The following is an 18,008-nucleotide window of genomic DNA, read 5'->3' as shown; positions in this document are numbered from 1 at the left end:
GACGTCCTCATGCCAAGGGGGACACCGATCTCCGGTGCCCCCCTCACGGACAGCTGGGCAAGCGCCCCTCCAGGGGCGCGGGGAACTGCGCGACCGGCCACAACCGGCCCGCAGCCTCAGTACGACCTTTCAGTCCCGCGCCGCAGTCAATCGCTCCGCATGCTCCTGAAGCGACCGCACCCCCACGTCCCCGTGGTTCAGCGCGTCAATACCCTGCACGGCCGCGGCCAGCGCCTGCACGGTCGTCAGACACGGCACCGACCGGGCCACCGCGGCCGTCCGGATCTCGTACCCGTCCAGGCGACCCCCCGTCCCGTACGGCGTGTTGACGATGAGGTCCACCTCGCCGTCGTGGACGAGCTGCACGATCGTCCTCTCGCCGTTGGGGCCGACCCCCTCCGACTGCTTGCGGACGACGGTCGCGTTGATGCCGTTGCGCTTGAGCACCTCGGCCGTGCCGGAGGTGGCCAGCAGCTCGAAGCCGTGGGCGACCAGCTCGCGCGCCGGGAAGATCATGGAGCGCTTGTCGCGGTTGGCGACGGAGATGAACGCGCGGCCCTTGGTGGGCAGCGGCCCGTACGCCCCGGCCTGCGACTTGGCGTACGCCGTGCCGAAGACCGAGTCGATGCCCATGACCTCGCCCGTGGAGCGCATCTCCGGGCCGAGGACCGTGTCCACGCCCCGCCCGTGGATGTCGCGGAACCGCGACCACGGCATGACGGCCTCCTTGACGGAGATCGGCGCGTCGAACGGCAGTTCACCGCCGTCGCCACGGGCCGGGAGCAGGCCCTCGGCGCGCAGTTCGGCGACGGTCGCGCCCAGCGAGATCCGGGCGGCGGCCTTCGCCAGCGGCACCGCGGTCGCCTTCGAGGTGAAGGGAACCGTGCGGGACGCGCGCGGGTTGGCTTCGAGGACGTAGAGGATGTCCCCGGCCATCGCGAACTGGATGTTGATCAGACCGCGTACGCCGACCCCGCGCGCGATGGCCTCGGTCGAGGCCCGCAGCCGCTTGATGTCGAAGCCGCCCAGGGTGATCGGCGGCAGGGCGCACGCCGAGTCGCCGGAGTGGATGCCGGCCTCCTCGATGTGCTCCATGACGCCGCCGAGGTAGAGCTCCTGGCCGTCGTAGAGCGCGTCGACGTCGATCTCGATCGCGTCGTCCAGGAACCGGTCGACGAGGACCGGCCGGGTGGGGCTGATCTCGGTCGACTCGGCGATGTAGGAGGCGAGGCGGGTCTCGTCGTAGACGATCTCCATGCCGCGCCCGCCGAGGACGTACGACGGCCGGACGAGCACCGGGTAGCCGATCTCGTCGGCGATGGCCTTGGCCTCGGCGAAGGTGGTGGCCGTGCCGTGCTTGGGGGCCGGCAGGCCCGCCTCGGCGAGGACCCGCCCGAAGGCGCCCCGGTCCTCGGCCGCGTGGATCGCCTCGGGGGACGTACCCACGATCGGCACGCCGTTGTCCTTGAGCGCCTGGGACAGGCCCAGCGGGGTCTGGCCGCCCAGCTGCACGACCACGCCCGCGACCGGACCGGCCTGCTGCTCGGCGTGCACGATCTCCAGCACGTCCTCCAGCGTGAGCGGCTCGAAGTACAGCCGGTCGGAGGTGTCGTAGTCGGTGGAGACGGTCTCCGGGTTGCAGTTGACCATCACCGTCTCGTAGCCCGCGTCGCTCAGCGCGAAGGACGCGTGCACGCACGAGTAGTCGAACTCGATGCCCTGGCCGATGCGGTTGGGCCCGGAGCCCAGGATGATGACGGCTGGCTTCTCGCGCGGCGCGACCTCGGTCTCCTCGTCGTAGGAGGAGTAGAAGTACGGCGTCTTCGCGGCGAACTCGGCGGCGCAGGTGTCGACCGTCTTGTAGATCGGGCGGACCCCCAGCGCGTGCCGGACCTCGCGGACGACGTCCTCGCGCAGGCCGCGGATCTCGGCGATCTGCTGGTCGGAGAAGCCGTGCCGCTTGGCGTCGGCGATCAGCTCGGCGCTCAGCTCCGGCGCCTCGGCCAGTTCGTCGGCGATCTCCTTGATCAGGAAGAGCTGGTCGACGAACCAGGGGTCGATCTTCGTGAACTCGAAGACCTCCTCGGGCGTGGCGCCCGCGCGGATGGCCTGCATGACGGTGTTGATCCGGCCGTCGGTGGGCCGTACCGCCTCGTGCAGCAGCGCTTCCTTGTCGCCGGGGTCGCCGACGAAGGTGAACTGGCTGCCCTTCTTCTCCAGCGAGCGCAGCGCCTTCTGGAAGGCCTCCGGGAAGTTGCGGCCGATGGCCATCGCCTCGCCGACCGACTTCATGGTGGTGGTCAGCGTGGAGTCGGCGGACGGGAACTTCTCGAACGCGAATCGCGGAGCCTTGACGACCACGTAGTCGAGCGTGGGCTCGAAGGAGGCCGGGGTCTCCTGCGTGATGTCGTTGGGGATCTCGTCGAGCGTGTAGCCGACGGCCAGCTTGGCGGCGATCTTCGCGATCGGGAATCCGGTCGCCTTGGAGGCGAGCGCGGAGGACCGCGACACGCGCGGGTTCATCTCGATGACGATCACGCGACCGTCCTCGGGGTTGACCGCGAACTGGATGTTGCAGCCGCCTGTGTCGACGCCGACCTCGCGGATGACGGCGATGCCGATGTCGCGGAGGATCTGGTACTCGCGGTCGGTCAGCGTCATCGAGGGCGCCACGGTGATGGAGTCGCCGGTGTGCACGCCCATCGGGTCGAAGTTCTCGATGGAGCAGACGACCACGACGTTGTCGTGCTTGTCGCGCATCAGCTCCAGCTCGTACTCCTTCCAGCCGAGGATGGACTCCTCCAGGAGCACCTCGGTGGTCGGGGAGAGCGTGAGGCCCTGGCCCGCGATGCGGCGCAGTTCCTCCTCGTCGTGCGCGAAGCCGGAGCCGGCGCCGCCCATGGTGAAGGAGGGGCGGACGACGACCGGGTAGCCGCCGCCGAGCGTCTCGACGCCGGCGACGACCTCGTCCATGGTGTGGCAGATGACGGACCGGGCGGACTCGCCGTACCCGATCTTGCGGCGGACCTCCTCCACGACTTCCTTGAAGAGGTCGCGGTCCTCGCCCTTGTTGATGGCCTCGACGTTGGCGCCGATCAGTTCGACGCCGTACTTGGCGAGGACACCGTTCTCGTCGAGCGAGATGGCCGTGTTGAGGGCCGTCTGGCCGCCCAGGGTCGGCAGCAGCGCGTCCGGGCGCTCCTTGGCGATGATCTTCTCGACGAACTCGGGGGTGATCGGCTCGACGTAGGTGGCGTCGGCGATCTCCGGGTCGGTCATGATCGTCGCCGGGTTGGAGTTGACCAGGATGACCCGGAGGCCCTCGGCCCGCAGCACGCGGCAGGCCTGGGTGCCTGAGTAGTCGAACTCGGCGGCCTGGCCGATGACGATCGGGCCGGAGCCGATGACCAGGACGGACTGGATATCGGTGCGCTTAGGCACGCTGGCCCTCCATCAGGGAAACGAAGCGGTCGAACAGGTAGGCGGCGTCGTGCGGGCCTGCTGCCGCTTCGGGGTGGTACTGGACGGAGAAGGCCGGCTGGTCGAGCAGCTGCAGCCCCTCCACGACGTCGTCGTTGAGGCAGACGTGCGAGACCTCGGCGCGGCCGAACTTCGTCTCGCTGACCTGGTCGAGCGGCGCGTCGACGGCGAAGCCGTGGTTGTGCGCGGTGACCTCGACCTTGCCGGTCGTACGGTCCTGGACCGGCTGGTTGATGCCCCGGTGGCCGTACTTCAGCTTGTAGGTGCCGAAGCCGAGCGCGCGGCCGAGGATCTGGTTGCCGAAGCAGATGCCGAAGAGCGGGGTCCTCCGCGCCAGGACGGCGGACATCAGGGCCACCGGGCCGTCGGCCGTGGCCGGGTCGCCGGGGCCGTTGGAGAAGAACACGCCGTCCGGGGAGACGGCGTACACGTCGTCCTCGGTGGCGGTCGCGGGCAGCACGTGCACCTCGATGCCGCGCTCGGCCATCCGCTGCGGGGTCATGCCCTTGATGCCGAGGTCGATCGCGGCGACGGTGAACCGCTTCTCGCCGACCGCGGGGACGACGTACGCCTCCTTGGTGGCGACCTCCTCGTACAGCGAGGCGCCCTTCATGTGCGGCTGGTCCTGCACGCGCGCGAGGAGCTCGGCGTCGGTGGCCATCGCCTCGCCGGAGAAGACGCCGGCGCGCATCGAGCCGCGCTCGCGGAGGTGGCGGGTGAGGGCGCGGGTGTCGATCCCGGAGATGCCGACCACGCCCTGCGCCACCAGTTCCGCGTCGAGCGAACGCTTGGCGCGCCAGTTGGAGGGCACGCGCGCGGGGTCGCGCACGACGTAGCCGGAGACCCAGATGCGGCTGGACTCGTCGTCCTCGTCGTTCCACCCCGTGTTGCCGATCTGCGGGGCGGTGGCGACCACGATCTGGCGGTCGTACGACGGGTCGGTCAGGGTCTCCTGGTAGCCGGTCATGCCGGTGGAGAACACGGCTTCGCCGAAGGTCTCCCCCACGGCCCCGTAGGCGCGGCCGCGGAAGATCCGGCCGTCCTCCAGGACGAGTACCGCGGGAACCTTGCCGGTTCCCCTTGTGGAGGTCGTCATCGTTCGGCGCCTTCCGTGCTGGGTGTCTTGATCATGGAGTTGATGGCGTCGACCCACTCGGTGTGCTCGGCCGCGTGGTCGGAGCGGAAACCGGAGTCGATCAGCTTGTCGCCGTGCGCCCAGGTCACCACGAGGAGTCCGCCCTCGGTGAGGACCTTGCCCGCGATGCCCTTGCCGAGCAGGGCCTCGCGGAGCGCGGCGGCGGGGATGAAGAAGTCGGTCGCGCCCGGGCGTACGACGTCCAGGCCCGCGTCGGTCAGGGTGAGCTCGGCCCGGCTGCGGGAGCCGAGGCCGCGGGCCACGATGCGGTCCAGCCACTGCCCGGCGGTGGTGGAGCCGTGGTAGCGGCCTCTCATGGTCAGTTTCGCCTCGCCGGGGTCGTCCGGCGCGGTGGGCAGCTCCGGGAGGTCGCCCTGGAGGGTGCCGCGCCACTTCCAGCCCTCGCGCATCAGCCAGTAGACGAGCGCGACGAACAGGGCGAGGCCGACCAGCCAGCCGATGCGGGCGGACCAGTCGGTGACCGTGGCCGACTTCTTCTCGTCGGCCAGCAGGATCAGAGGTGTCACGTCAGCTTCCCGTCCACGAGCGTCGCCTTGCCCCGCAGCCACGTGTGGGTGACACGGCCCGGCAGCTCGCGTCCCTCGTACGGGGTGTTGCGGCTGCGCGAGGCGAAGCCCGCGGGGTCCACCAGGCCACGGTATTCCGTGTCGACGAGGGCGAGGTTGGCGGGCTCGCCTGCCGAGACGGGACGGCCGTGACCGGCGGCCTGTCCGATCCGCGCGGGCTTGAAGGACATGCGGTCGGCGACGCCGGCCCAGGTCAGCAGGCCTGTGTCCACCATGGTCTCCTGGACCACCGACAGCGCGGTCTCCAGGCCCACCATCCCCATGGCGGCGGCGGCCCACTCGCAGTCCTTGTCCTCGTGCGGGTGCGGGGCGTGGTCGGTGGCGACGATGTCGATCGTGCCGTCGGCGAGGGCCTCGCGCAGGGCCAGCACGTCGCGCTCGGTGCGCAGCGGCGGGTTGACCTTGTAGACCGGGTTGTACGACCGCACCAGCTCGTCGGTGAGGAGCAGGTGGTGCGGGGTGACCTCGGCGGTGACGTCGATGCCCCGGGACTTGGCCCAGCGCACGATCTCGACGGACCCGGCGGTCGACAGGTGGCAGATGTGCACCCGCGACCCCACGTGCTCGGCGAGCAGCACGTCGCGCGCGATGACCGACTCCTCGGCGACGGCCGGCCAGCCGCCCAGCCCCAGCTCGGCGGAGACGACGCCCTCGTTCATCTGGGCGCCCTCGGTCAGCCGGGGCTCCTGGGCGTGCTGGGCGACGACCCCGCCGAAGGCCTTCACGTACTCCAGGGCGCGGCGCATGATCACGGCGTCGTCGACGCACTTGCCGTCGTCGGAGAAGACGGTGACCCCGGCGGCCGACTCGTGCATGGCGCCCAGCTCGGCGAGCTTCCGGCCCTCCAGGCCGACGGTGACGGCGCCGATCGGCTGCACGTCGCAGTAGCCGTGCTCCTGGCCGAGCCGGTAGACCTGCTCGACGACGCCGGCGGTGTCGGCGACCGGGAAGGTGTTGGCCATGGCGAAGACGGCCGTGTAGCCGCCGGAGGCCGCCGCGCGCGTGCCGGTCAGCACGGTCTCGGAGTCCTCGCGCCCGGGCTCGCGCAGGTGGGTGTGGAGGTCGACGAGGCCCGGCAGCAGCACCTTGCCGGCCGCCTCGACGACCTCGGCGCCCTCGGCGGACAGACCGGAGCCCACCTCGGCGATCGTCTCGCCGTCGATCAGTACGTCCTGCGGCTCACCGCCGAGCACCTTCGCACCACGGATCAGGATCTTGCTCATGGGTCTTACTTCTCCTCGGTGGTGGTGCGGGCGTGGCTGACGGCGGGTTCGTTGCCGCCGAGCAGGAGGTACAGAACGGCCATCCGGATGGAGACTCCGTTTGCGACCTGCTCGACTACGGTGCAGCGCTCGGAGTCGGCGACCTCGGCGGTGATCTCCATGCCGCGGACCATCGGGCCGGGGTGCATCACGATGGCGTGCTCGGGCATCCTCGCCATGCGCTCGCCGTCGAGGCCGTAGCGCCGCGAGTACTCGCGCTCGGTCGGGAAGAAGGCCGCGTTCATGCGCTCGCGCTGCACGCGCAGCATCATCACCGCGTCGGACTTGGGCAGGACGGCGTCGAGGTCGTACGACACCTCGCAGGGCCAGCGCTCGACGCCGACCGGCACCAGGGTGGGCGGGGCGACCAGGGTGACCTCGGCGCCGAGGGTGTGCAGCAGGTCGACGTTGGAGCGGGCGACCCGGCTGTGCAGGACGTCGCCGACGAGGGTGATGCGCTTGCCGGCCAGGTCCTGCCCTATCCCGGCGTCCCGGCCGACGAGCCGGCGGCGCATGGTGAAGGCGTCGAGCAGTGCCTGGGTGGGGTGCTGGTGGGTGCCGTCGCCCGCGTTGATGACGGCCGCGTCGATCCAGCCGGAGTTGGCGAGCCGGTACGGGGCGCCGGAGGCGCCGTGCCGGATGACGACGGCGTCGACGCCCATCGCCTCCAGGGTCTGGGCGGTGTCCTTCAGGGACTCGCCCTTGGAGACGCTGGACCCCTTGGCGGTGAAGTTGATGACGTCGGCGGAGAGGCGCTTCTCGGCGGCCTCGAAGGAGATCCGGGTCCGGGTCGAGTCCTCGAAGAAGAGGTTGACGACGGTGCGGCCGCGCAGGGTCGGCAGCTTCTTGATCGGCCGGTCGGCGACCCGGGCCATCTCCTCGGCGGTGTCGAGGATCAGGACGGCGTCGTCGCGGGTGAGGTCGGCGGCCGAGATGAGATGACGCTGCATCTGTCAGGCTCCGTAGGGCAGTTCACATATCGGGAGATTGCGGGCAGACGTGGACGTGCCTGAGTGGCGCGTCCTCCTCGGCTCGCTACTGGGTCGGCTTGGCGCCGAGCAGCACGGTGTCGCGACCGTCCTCCTCGGCGAGCAGGACCTTGACCGTCTCCCGCAGCGACGTGGGGAGGTTCTTGCCGACGTAGTCGGCGCGGATGGGCAGTTCGCGGTGGCCGCGGTCGACGAGGACCGCGAGCTGGACCGCGCGGGGGCGCCCGATGTCGTTCAGGGCGTCGAGGGCGGCGCGGATGGTGCGGCCGGAGAAGAGCACGTCGTCGACGAGGATCACCAGCCTGCCGTCGATGCCGTCACCGGGGATGTCGGTGCGGGCCAGCGCACGCGGCGGGTGCATGCGCAGGTCGTCGCGGTACATGGTGATGTCGAGCGAACCGACGGGCATCTTGCGGTCGGTGATCTGCTCCAGCTTGGCGGCGAGCCGCTGGGCGAGGAAGACGCCGCGGGTCGGGATGCCGAGGAGCACCACGTCGTCGGCGCCCTTGGCGCGCTCGACGATCTCGTGGGCGATGCGGGTCAGCACCCGCGCGATGTCGGGGCCCTCGAGAACGGGCCGCGCATCGGAAGCCTGCGCCGCGGCGCCGGGCTTCTCCGGGCTGTCGAGCTTTTCCTGCTTGTCCATACGAAACGGACCCCCTTCTCCGCCTCACGGGACGGACTTTAAAGGACGTCGGATTTGCGCCATCCACGGTAGCAGGTGGCGGAGAGGGCCCTGATCACCCCCCTGGCCTAACCGGCCATCGCTGGCACGGAAGAGTCGGTGCGGACCATTCGGCTTGACGCAGCAGAGTAACGCTGCGTAACCTCACAGTGAGTTACCAGCCGCGCGGCGGGAACCAAGGCCGGCCGCGTCGACACAGTGTCCGGGGAGCTATATGTCCAGCGAATACGCCAAACAGCTCGGGGCCAAGCTCCGGGCCATCCGCACCCAGCAGGGCCTTTCCCTCCACGGTGTCGAGGAGAAGTCCCAGGGTCGCTGGAAGGCCGTGGTGGTCGGTTCGTACGAGCGCGGCGACCGTGCCGTGACCGTACAGCGCCTTGCAGAGTTGGCGGATTTCTACGGGGTCCCGGTGCAGGAGCTGCTGCCCGGCACGACTCCCGGCGGTGCCGCCGAGCCCCCGCCGAAGCTGGTCCTCGACCTGGAGCGGCTGGCCAACGTGCCGGCCGAGAAGGCGGGACCGCTGCAGCGCTACGCGGCGACGATCCAGTCCCAGCGCGGTGACTACAACGGCAAGGTGCTGTCGATCCGCCAGGACGACCTGCGCACACTGGCCGTCATCTACGACCAGTCCCCCTCGGTCCTCACCGAGCAGCTGATCAGCTGGGGCGTCCTGGACGCGGACGCCCGCCGCGCGGTGGCCACCCACGAAGAGGCCTGACCCGTACAACGACTGAGCAGAAACGTGCCGCCGGGGTGGCCGGAACCTGACGGTTCGGGCTGACCCGGCGGCTCACGTCTTGAGCGACGTAAGTGCGACCCCTAAGGGGCGCGGGGAACTGCGCGACAAGCCACACACGGCCCGCAGCCGCCCTACAACCGCACCACCCACCCCATTGGGCACACAGAACGCCGGAGGGCCTGCAGCGAGGCACGCTGCAGGCCCTCCGGCGTTCTGTCGGCTCACGCCTCGCGGCGCAGCGACGGCTTCAGCTCCTTGAGACGCCCCAGAAGCCCGTTCACGAACGAGGGCGACTCGTCCGTGGAGAACTCCTTCGCGAGCTGCACCATCTCGTCGAGGACGACGGCGTCCGGCGTCTCGTCGACCCAGATCAGCTCGTACGCGCCGAGGCGCAGGATGTTGCGGTCGACGACCGGCATCCGGTCCAGCGTCCAGCCCACCGCGTACTGGGCGATCAGCTCGTCGATCCGCTTCGCGTGCACGGCGTAGCCCTCGACCAGCTGCATCGTGTACTCGCTCACCGGCGGCTGCCGGGTGTCGTCCCGGGACAGCCGGATCCAGTCCGCGAGCACGGTCAGGACGTCGGCCCCGCGCTGGTCGCCCTCGAAGAGGATCTGGAAGGCACGCTTGCGGGCCGTGTTGCGGGCAGCCACGGTTAGCTGTTCACCCGGCCGAGGTAGTCGCTCGTGCGGGTGTCGACCTTGATCTTCTCACCGGTGGTGATGAAGAGCGGGACCTGGATCTGGTGACCGGTCTCCAGGGTCGCGGGCTTGGTGCCACCGGTGGAGCGGTCGCCCTGGACACCCGGCTCGGTCTCCTGGATGACCAGCTCGACGGCGGCCGGGAGCTCGACGAAGAGCACCTCGCCCTCGTGCTGGGCGACGACGGCCGTGAAGCCCTCGATCAGGAAGTTCGCGGCGTCGCCGACGGTCTTCCGGTCGATGTGCAGCTGGTCGTACGTGTCCATGTCCATGAAGACGAAGTACTCGCCGTCCATGTACGAGAACTGCATGTCGCGCTTGTCGACAGTGGCCGTCTCGACCTTGACGCCGGCGTTGAAGGTCTTGTCGACCACCTTGCCGGACAGCACGTTCTTGAGCTTGGTGCGCACGAATGCCGGGCCCTTGCCGGGCTTGACGTGCTGGAACTCGACGACGGACCAGAGCTGGCCGCCTTCGAGCTTGAGCACCAGGCCGTTCTTGAGGTCGTTCGTGGAAGCCACGGTTGCGGAATCTCCTGGACTGACGTGGACGACCCCGGGGCGCGCACCTTGCCTAGAGTGCGAGCAGCTCCTTGGTCGTGATGGTGAGTAGCTCGGGTCCGCCGTCCGCCTCGGGGCGTACGACGAGCGTGTCATCGATCCGGACGCCGCCCCGGCCCGGGAGGTGGACCCCCGGTTCGACGGTGACCGGCACGCAAGCGTCCAGTTTACCCATGGCTGAAGGGGCGAGCTGCGGGTCCTCGGCGATTTCGAGTCCGACACCGTGTCCGGTGAGGGGCTGCAGGCCCTCGGCGTAGCCCGCGGAGTCCAGTACCTGGCGGGCGGCGCGGTCGACGTCGCGGTAGGCGGCGCCGGGCACGAGGCTCTCCCGGCCGGCCCGCTGGGCGGCGAAGACCAGGTCGTAGAGCTCGATCTGCCAGTCGGCGGGCGAGGTGCCGATGACGAAGGTACGGCCGATCTCGCAGCGGTAGCCGCGGTAGGTGGCACCGAGGCAGACGGAGAGGAAGTCGCCCTCCTCGACCCGCCGGTCGGTGGGGCGGTGGCCGCGGCGGCCCGAGTTCGGGCCGGTGGCCACGGAGGTGGGGAAGGCCGGGCCGTCGGCGCCGTGGTCGACCAGGCGGCGCTCCAGCTCCAGGGCGAGGTGCCGTTCGGTACGGCCGACGAGGATCGACTCCAGGAGTTCGCCGAGGGCCTGGTCGGCGATCTCGGCGCCGATCCGGAGGCAGGAGATCTCCTCCTCGTCCTTGACGACCCTGAGCTGCTCGACGGAGCTGCCGAGGTCGGTCAGGCGGAGGTGGGGGGCGACGGAGGCGATGGCGCGGTGCCGGGCCACGGTGAGGTGGTGCTCCTCGACGGCGAGGGCGTCGGCGTCCTGGGCGGCGGCGAGGTCGGCGGCGGCGACGGCGGGGTCGCCGCCGCCCGGCCCTGCCAGGAGGTGCGGCCGCAGGGACTCGTCGGGGCGGGCCTCGCCGGGGCGGTCGTCCAGCGGGCCGGGGCAGACGAGGAGGTCCTCGCGTCTGCCGAGGAGCAGGACGGAGCCGTGGGGTGCGGCGCCGGCGAGGTACCTCACGTTGGCCGGGCGCGAGATGACGGCGGACTGGCTGCCGGCCGCGTGGCAGCGTTCCCTCAGCCGGGTCCGGCGGGCCGCGTACACGTCTGACATGAGTCGAGCGTAGGAGGGGTGGGCGGTTTGTGCCGGTTGAGGGGGGCCGAGTGGGGTGGCTGGGCGCCGTTTTAGGGTGCGGGTCCGTGGGGTTTTCGCGCAGTTCCCCGCGCCCCTCAAGAACCAGGCCGTCCGTCGGCTGCCGGTCGGTGGGAGGTGCTCGCGCAGTTCCCCGCGCCCCTCGGAGGACCGGTCGTCTTTCGGCTGTGCGCCGGTGGGGGCTTTCGCGCAGTTCCCCGCGCCCCTGGGTGGGGCCGCTGGTCCCTGGTTACCAGGTCGGGGGGCTGGCTATTGCTCGGGTCAGGACCTCGTCGAGGACTCTTGCTGTGGTGGGGACGTCGAGTTGGGAGTTGTCGATGATCGGGAGGCCTGAGCCGTACCAGCCCGCCATGCGGCCGTGGATGCGGGCCACCTCCTCGTCGGTGAGGCGGCGGTTGCCCGTGCGTTCCGCGTTGCGCTCAAGGACGATGTCGAGGCCCGGGAGGAGGACGACCGGGAGGAGGCCGGGGCCCACGTGACGCTTCCAGCCGCCGAGGCCGACGACCGGGCGGTCCGGGAAGACCGCGTCGTCGAGGATGCACGAGATGCCGTTGGCGAGGAAGTTGCGCGCGGCGAAGCCGCAGGTGCGGCGGGCGAGACGGTACTGCGCCTCGGAGTGGTCGTTCCACCCGGACTGGGGGTCGGCGAAGCCGGAGCGGACCCATTCGCGGACGTCGTCGAGGCTGATGTGGGCGGTGGGGGCCCGGCGGTGGTCGGCCCAGTACTTCGCCACGCTGGTCTTGCCCGCGCCGGCCGGACCGATCAGGAGGACCGCCAGGGTGGTGATCGTCGGATCGGGGGCCGTGGCGGCCGGGGGCGCGCTCGGCATGCCCACCGGGGCGCCCGGCGGCAGCGGGACGTGGCCCGTGGTGTCGGGCGGCAGCGGAGGGAGCGGCGGCTGCGGGGGCGCGGGCGGTGGCGGCGGCACGGGCGCGGGGCCCTGCGGCGCTCCCGGGTGCTGTGCGGCCGGCTGCCAGCCGGTCGGTCCCTGCCCCGGCTGATGGGGCGGCGGCAGCGGAGATCCCACTGCGTGCTGCATCCGGTGCCACTCCGTCTCGTCATGTTCGGCTGCGCTCGTTACCGAACGGTACCGCCCCCGGTGGTCGTTTGGTGAAACGGCCGGGGGCGGTCCGAAGTGCCCGTTCCACACGGCGAATCGGGCGGAAGGAACAGCGGCGTACTTACTGCCCGACCTCGCCGTACGCGGCGAGCAGCACGGCCGGGTCCGGGCCCTCCATGACGGTCGGCTTGGCGAGGCCGTCCAGGACGATGAAGCGGAGCAGGTCGCCACGGGACTTCTTGTCGACCTTCATCGTCTCGACCAGCTTGGGCCACTGGTCGTAGCGGTAGTGCAGCGGGAGGCCGACGGATTCCAGGACCGTGCGGTGGCGGTCGGCCGTCGCGTCGTCCAGGCGGCCGGCCAGCCGGCCCAGCTCGGCGGCGAAGTGCATGCCGACGGCGACCGCGGCGCCGTGCCGCCACTTGTAGCGCTCGTTCTTCTCGATGGCGTGGCCGAGCGTGTGGCCGTAGTTGAGGATCTCGCGCAGGCCCGCTTCCTTGAGGTCGGAGGAGACGACCTCCGCCTTCACCCGGATGGAGCGCTCGATCAGCTCGGCCGTGTGCGGGCCGGCCGGGGTGCGCGCGGCCTCGGGGTCGGACTCGATGAGCTCCAGGATCACCGGGTCGGCGATGAAGCCGGCCTTGATGATCTCGGCGAGCCCGGAGACGTAGTCGTTGACCGGGAGGGAGTCCAGGGCGGCGAGGTCGCAGAGGACGCCCGCCGGCGGGTGGAAGGCGCCGACCAGGTTCTTGCCCTCGGCCGTGTTGATGCCGGTCTTGCCGCCGACGGCCGCGTCCACCATGGCGAGGACGGTGGTCGGGACGGCGATCCAGCGGACGCCCCGCAGCCAGGTCGCCGCCACGAAACCGGCCAGGTCGGTGGTGGCGCCGCCGCCCACGCCGACGATCACGTCGGAGCGGGTGAAGCCGGACCGGCCGAGCGCCTTCCAGCAGTAGGCGGCGACCTCGGCGGTCTTGGCCTCCTCGGCGTTGGGCACCTGGATGGCGACGGCCTCGTAGCCCTGCCCGGCCAGGTCGGCGCGGAGCGCGTCGCCGGTCTCGGCGAGCGCCTCGGGGTGGACCACCGCGACCCGCTTGGCCTTGTCGCCGATCAGGCTGCCCAGCTCGCCCAGCAGTTGACGGCCCACCAGGACCTCGTACGGCTCGGTGCCCGCCGTGCCGCCGACCTGGATCCGGGTGACTGCCTCGCTCATGCTTCCTTCAACTCCAGTGCGTCCAGGGCTGCTTGGGTGACCTCTTCGGGCGTACGGCCGTCGGTCGCGACGACGGCCGTGGCGATCCCCTCGTACAGGTGCCGCCGCGCCTCCATGAGCTCGCGCCACTGCTTGCGCGGGTTGACGGCGAGCAGCGGCCGGGCGGCGTTCAGCCCGGTGCGCTTGACGGCCTCCTCGACGTCCATCGAGAGGTAGACCACCGTGCGGCCGGCGAGCAGGTCGCGGGTCTCCGCGTCGAGGACGGCGCCCCCGCCGAGCGCGAGGACACCCTCGTGCTCGGCCAGCGCCACCCGCACCGCCCGCTTCTCGATCTCCCGGAACACCGGCTCGCCCTCGGTCACGAAGATGTCCGCGATGGCGCGGCCCTCGGTGGCGACGATGTCCTCGTCGGTGTCCCGGTAGCCGCAGCCGAGCCGCTCGGCGAGCAGCTGCCCGACCGTGGACTTGCCGACGCCCATCGGCCCGACCAGGACCACCCTCGGCGTGCCGCTCACCGAATGGCCAGGTTCTCGAGGTAGGACCGCACGTTCCGGCGGGTCTCGGCGACCGAGTCGCCGCCGAACTTCTCCGCGACGGCGTCGGCGAGGACGAGCGCGACCATCGCCTCGGCGACGATGCCGGCGGCCGGCACGGCGGAGACGTCGGAGCGCTGGTGGTGGGCCTGGGTGGCCTCGCCGGTGGTGACGTCGACGGTCTGCAGGGCGCGCGGGACGGTCGCGATGGGCTTCATCGCGGCGCGGACCCGGAGCAGCTCACCGGTGGAGAGCCCGCCCTCGGTGCCGCCGGCGCGGCCGGAGACGCGGCGGATGCCGTCGGGCGTGTTCACGATCTCGTCGTGGGCCTTGGAGCCGGGCACCCGGGCCAGTTCGAAGCCGTCGCCGATCTCGACGCCCTTGATCGCCTGGATGCCCATGAGGGCCCCGGCGAGCCGGGCGTCCAGCTTGCGGTCCCAGTGGACGTGGGAGCCGAGACCGACCGGGACGCCGTAGGCCAGCACCTCGACCACGCCGCCGAGGGTGTCGCCGTCCTTGTGGGCCTGGTCGACCTCCGCGACCATCGCCTTCGAGGCGTCGGCGTCCAGGCAGCGCAGCGGGTCGGCGTCCAGCTTCTCGACGTCGGCCGGGGTCGGGTAGGTGCCCTGCGGGGCCTTCACGGAGCACAGCTCGACGACGTGCGAGACGATCTCGATGCCGGCCGTCTCCTTGAGGTAGGAGCGGGCGACGGCGCCGAGCGCGACGCGGGCCGCGGTCTCCCGGGCGGAGGCGCGCTCCAGGACCGGGCGGGCCTCGTCGAAGCCGTACTTCTGCATGCCGGCGAGGTCGGCGTGGCCGGGACGGGGCCGGGTCAGCGGGGCGTTGCGGGCCAGTCCCGCGAGGATCTCGGGGTCGACCGGGTCGGCCGCCATGACCTGCTCCCACTTGGGCCACTCACTGTTGCCCACCATGATCGCGACGGGCGAGCCGAGGGTCAGGCCGTGCCGGACGCCGCCGAGGAAGGTGACCTCGTCGCGCTCGAACTTCATGCGCGCACCGCGGCCGTAGCCGAGTCGCCGCCGCGCCAGGTGGTCGGCGACCATCTCGGTCGTGATCGGCACGCCGGCGGGAAGGCCCTCCAGCGTCGCGACAAGTGCGGGACCGTGGGACTCCCCCGCGGTCAGCCAACGCAGCCTGCTCAACGGTGCTCCTCAGTGCTCGCGCCCTGGTACTGCCCTGCGTACGCACGTCCTCGCGTACGGCGACGGCCCGACCGGGTGCGCGGCCCCGGTCCGCCACCCCCGATCCTCCCACGTCCGGGCGGCCAACCCGGCCGCCGGTCCAGCAGACGGACGCGGATGTGCCAGGTCGGCACCGGCGGAGCCGTCAGCGCTCGGCGAGCGCCTTCTCGCCGGCCCGGCGCATGGCCTCCAGCGGCGCCGGGGTGCGGCCGGTCATCTGTTCGACCTGGAGGACGGCCTGGTGCACCAGGAGGTCGAGGCCGCTGACGACGGCGCCGCCGAACATGGACCAGCGGGCGGCCAGGGCGGTGGGCCAGGGGTGGTAGAGGACGTCGAACAGGGTGGTGGGGCGCTCGGGTACGGCGGCGGCGAGGGCGTCGGTGGTCCCGGCGGGGGTGGTGGCGATCACCAGCGGGGCCTGCAGGGCCTGCGCGGCGTCGGCCCAGTCGGCGGTGCGGACCTCGACGTCGAGCCGCTCGCCCCAGTGCCGCATCTCGGCGGCGCGCTCCTCGCTGCGGACGTAGGCGACGACCTCGCCGGTGCAGATCCGGGCCAGGGCGGCCAGCGCGGAGGAGGCGGTGGCACCGGCGCCGAGGATCGCGGCGGAGCCGACCTGTTCGATGCCGTGCTCGCGGAGCGCGGCGACCATGCCGGGGATGTCGGTGTTGTCCCCGATCCGGCGTCCGTCCTCGGTGAAGACGACGGTGTTGACCGCGTCGACCGAGGCGGCCGTCTCGCTGATCTCGTCGACCAGCGGGATGACCGCCCGCTTCAGCGGCATGGTCAGCGACAGCCCCGCCCACTCCGGTCCCAGCGTCCCGAGGAAGCCGGGCAGCGCGGCCTCGTCGACCTCGAAGCGCTCGTACGACCAGTCGGCGAGGCCGAGTTCGTCGTACGCGGCCCGGTGCAGCACCGGGGAGAGGGAGTGGGCGATGGGCTTACCGAGCACGGCGGCACGGCGGGCGTCAGTTGCCCGAGTTGGCATTGAATTTTTCCTTGAGCTTTTCGAATTCGGCGTTGGTCTTGGCGAATTCGGTATTGTTCACGCCGTCGGTCGCCACGAAATACATCCAGCCGTCGTCGGTCGGATTCAGCGCCGCCTTCAGCGCTTCCTCGCCGGGGTTGCCGATCGGACCGGGCGGAAGCCCCTTCTGGGTGTACGTGTTGTAGGGGTCCCTGTTGCTGTTGATCTCCGACTCGCTGATGTGGATGTTGCTGGTGCCCTTCAGGTAGTTGAAGGTCGAGTCGAATTGCAGCAACTGGTTCGTCTCGGTGTTCGTGGACTTGAGACGGTTGTAGACCACTTCCGCCATCTTGCGGAAGTCGTCGTGCGTCTTCCCTTCGGCCTGGACGAGGCTCGCGACCGTGATGACCTGCAACGGGCTGTCCAGATCATACTTCTTGGCCTCCGCCTCCAGGTCGTAGCCGGCGTACTGCTCCTTGGCCGCGGCGACCATCTGTTTCAGGATCGCGTCGGGCTTCATGCCCTTGGCCGCGGGATAGGTACCCGGGTAGAGGAATCCTTCCAGCGGATCCATGATCTTGCTGTTGGTGTTCGCGTAGCTCGGCAGGCCGAGGCTCTTGTATTCGGCCTTGGCGATCTTCCTGGAGGAGCCGGCGGAAAGGCCGAGTTTCTTGTCCAGGGACACGTATACGGCCGCCGCGCGCTCACCCGGGGTGACTACCACATTCGCCTGGCTCTTCGGGTCGAGCATCAACAGCACGCAGCTGGCGGCGGACATCTCCTTCTTGAGGGTGTAGGCGCCCGCCTGGATCGTGTCGCCCTTGGAGTTCTGCGTCTGCGCGTGGACGAACGCGTCGACGCTCTTGACGACACCCGCGTCCTTCAGCCGACGGCCGATCTCGTACCCGCCCGCGCCCTTGGGGATCTGGACGGTCACGGTCTCGCTGCTGCCACTACCGGCGTAGTCCGGGGCCGCGCCGAAACGATTTTGGTAGAAGTGCCAGCCGAAGTAGCCGACGGTGGCCGCGCCGCCGCCGAAGACCAGGCAGACCACCAGGCAGGCGCAGCCGCTGCGGCGCTTCTTGGCGCCCTTGCCGCCTTTGGCCTCCTTGCCGCGGCCACCACCGCGGCGCCCTTTCGGGTCGTCGTCCCCGTCGTCGTCATCGTCGCCTGCGCCCGTGAAGAAGGGGTGCTGCTCCTCTTCCTCCTCCTCGACCGCGGGCTCCGGCTGCGGTTCCGGCTCGGGGCGCCTGCGGCCGGGCGGCTCCGGGGGCGGGTAGGCGTCCTCGGTGCCGTAGAAGTCGGGCTGCTCCGCGCCGTAGGCCACGGGCTGCTGGCCGTAGGGGTCGCCCGGGTCGGCGGCATAGGGGACGTGGCCGTGGGTGCCGGTCGCGTCCCAGGTGCCCTGGTGGTACTGCTGCGGGGCATGTCCGACGTACTGCTGGTCGTACTGCGGCTGGCCTTGCCCGTGGGTGTGCTGGCCCTGCCCGTCGACGTAGTGGAGTTGGCCCTGTTCGTCGTAGTACGAGTACTGCTGCTGGTCGTACCCGCCCTGCTGGTGCTGGCTCCAGTCGCCGTACTGCTGCTGCGGCTGCTGCGGGTAGTGCTGCGGCTGGCCGCCGTAGGGGGACTGCTGGCCGACGTGGGCCTGCTGTCCTCCCCACCCGTCGTCCCCGTACAACGGGTCCTCCGGATGCCACGGTTCGGAGCCTGGGCCCCGGCCATACTCAGTCATC

At 70.9% G+C, this 18,008-nt stretch carries 16 protein-coding genes; 1 reads left to right on the top strand and 15 read right to left on the bottom strand.

Going from position 1 to position 18,008, the window contains the following annotated elements; genetic code table 11:
• Positions 1 to 129: 129 nt before the first annotated feature.
• The 6 genes from carB to pyrR all read right to left on the bottom strand — a co-directional run bounded on the left by carB (position 130) and on the right by pyrR (position 8,099).
• Positions 130 to 3,441, bottom strand: a complete 3,312-nt coding sequence (gene carB / locus ACGF5O_RS25925; protein ID WP_393812240.1) for a carbamoyl-phosphate synthase large subunit — start codon at positions 3,439 to 3,441, stop codon at positions 130 to 132.
• The gene (carA, locus tag ACGF5O_RS25920) at positions 3,434 to 4,576 is read right to left on the bottom strand and encodes a glutamine-hydrolyzing carbamoyl-phosphate synthase small subunit (RefSeq protein WP_393812239.1); all 1,143 of its coding nucleotides are present in this window, start codon (positions 4,574 to 4,576) and stop codon (positions 3,434 to 3,436) included. The genes carB and carA overlap by 8 nt, the downstream gene beginning before the upstream one ends.
• The gene (locus ACGF5O_RS25915) at positions 4,573 to 5,142 is read right to left on the bottom strand and encodes a hypothetical protein (protein WP_393812238.1); all 570 of its coding nucleotides are present in this window, start codon (positions 5,140 to 5,142) and stop codon (positions 4,573 to 4,575) included. Before ACGF5O_RS25915 ends, carA begins: the two co-directional genes overlap by 4 nt.
• Entirely contained in the window at positions 5,139 to 6,425 is a 1,287-nt protein-coding gene (locus tag ACGF5O_RS25910) for a dihydroorotase (RefSeq protein WP_393812237.1), read from the bottom strand. Before ACGF5O_RS25910 ends, ACGF5O_RS25915 begins: the two co-directional genes overlap by 4 nt.
• A 5-nt stretch (positions 6,426 to 6,430) precedes the next feature.
• Positions 6,431 to 7,414, bottom strand: a complete 984-nt coding sequence (locus ACGF5O_RS25905) for an aspartate carbamoyltransferase catalytic subunit (RefSeq protein ID WP_393812236.1) — start codon at positions 7,412 to 7,414, stop codon at positions 6,431 to 6,433.
• Positions 7,415 to 7,499: 85 nt separating this feature from the next.
• Positions 7,500 to 8,099 carry a bifunctional pyr operon transcriptional regulator/uracil phosphoribosyltransferase PyrR gene (pyrR, locus tag ACGF5O_RS25900; protein ID WP_393812235.1) on the bottom strand — a complete coding sequence of 200 codons (600 nt, stop codon included), beginning with the start codon at positions 8,097 to 8,099 and terminating at the stop codon, positions 7,500 to 7,502.
• Positions 8,100 to 8,352: 253 nt separating this feature from the next.
• Between pyrR and bldD the strand changes: the two genes are divergently transcribed.
• Positions 8,353 to 8,856 (top strand): transcriptional regulator BldD, encoded by a 504-nt coding sequence (bldD, locus tag ACGF5O_RS25895; RefSeq protein ID WP_293993121.1) that lies wholly within the window; start codon positions 8,353 to 8,355, stop codon positions 8,854 to 8,856.
• A gap of 242 nt (positions 8,857 to 9,098) precedes the next feature.
• Here the strand turns inward: bldD and nusB are convergent, their stop codons facing one another.
• The 9 genes from nusB to mltG form a co-directional block, all read right to left on the bottom strand.
• A complete protein-coding gene (gene nusB, locus ACGF5O_RS25890; RefSeq protein ID WP_189264621.1) occupies positions 9,099 to 9,530 on the bottom strand; it encodes a transcription antitermination factor NusB in 432 nt (143 codons plus the stop codon).
• A 2-nt stretch (positions 9,531 to 9,532) separates the two neighbouring features.
• Complete coding sequence (gene efp, locus ACGF5O_RS25885) at positions 9,533 to 10,099, bottom strand: elongation factor P (RefSeq protein WP_351487768.1); 567 nt, start codon at positions 10,097 to 10,099, stop codon at positions 9,533 to 9,535.
• A gap of 52 nt (positions 10,100 to 10,151) precedes the next feature.
• On the bottom strand, positions 10,152 to 11,261 hold the full coding sequence (locus ACGF5O_RS25880; protein ID WP_393812234.1) for a M24 family metallopeptidase: 1,110 nt from the start codon (positions 11,259 to 11,261) through the stop codon (positions 10,152 to 10,154).
• Between the two features lie 268 nt (positions 11,262 to 11,529).
• The gene (locus tag ACGF5O_RS25875; RefSeq protein WP_393812233.1) at positions 11,530 to 12,339 is read right to left on the bottom strand and encodes a Pro-rich N-terminal domain-containing protein; all 810 of its coding nucleotides are present in this window, start codon (positions 12,337 to 12,339) and stop codon (positions 11,530 to 11,532) included.
• A 142-nt stretch (positions 12,340 to 12,481) separates the two neighbouring features.
• Positions 12,482 to 13,573 (bottom strand): 3-dehydroquinate synthase, encoded by a 1,092-nt coding sequence (gene aroB / locus ACGF5O_RS25870; protein WP_393812232.1) that lies wholly within the window; start codon positions 13,571 to 13,573, stop codon positions 12,482 to 12,484.
• Positions 13,570 to 14,052 carry a shikimate kinase gene (locus tag ACGF5O_RS25865; RefSeq protein ID WP_393812344.1) on the bottom strand — a complete coding sequence of 161 codons (483 nt, stop codon included), beginning with the start codon at positions 14,050 to 14,052 and terminating at the stop codon, positions 13,570 to 13,572. Before ACGF5O_RS25865 ends, aroB begins: the two co-directional genes overlap by 4 nt.
• 32 nt (positions 14,053 to 14,084) lie before the next feature.
• Positions 14,085 to 15,269 carry a chorismate synthase gene (gene aroC, locus ACGF5O_RS25860; protein ID WP_393812231.1) on the bottom strand — a complete coding sequence of 395 codons (1,185 nt, stop codon included), beginning with the start codon at positions 15,267 to 15,269 and terminating at the stop codon, positions 14,085 to 14,087.
• Positions 15,270 to 15,453: 184 nt separating this feature from the next.
• Positions 15,454 to 16,293: a shikimate dehydrogenase gene (locus ACGF5O_RS25855; RefSeq protein ID WP_393812230.1), complete on the bottom strand. Its 840-nt coding sequence runs from the start codon at positions 16,291 to 16,293 to the stop codon at positions 15,454 to 15,456.
• Complete coding sequence (gene mltG, locus ACGF5O_RS25850; protein ID WP_393812229.1) at positions 16,274 to 18,007, bottom strand: endolytic transglycosylase MltG; 1,734 nt, start codon at positions 18,005 to 18,007, stop codon at positions 16,274 to 16,276. Before mltG ends, ACGF5O_RS25855 begins: the two co-directional genes overlap by 20 nt.
• Position 18,008 lies beyond the last annotated feature (1 nt).

The organism is Streptomyces sp. NPDC048291 (assembly GCF_043201715.1).
Lineage (GTDB): Bacteria > Actinomycetota > Actinomycetes > Streptomycetales > Streptomycetaceae > Streptomyces.
The sequence above is the reverse complement of the archived record's forward strand: the minus strand, read 5'-3'. Positions and strand labels throughout refer to the sequence as shown.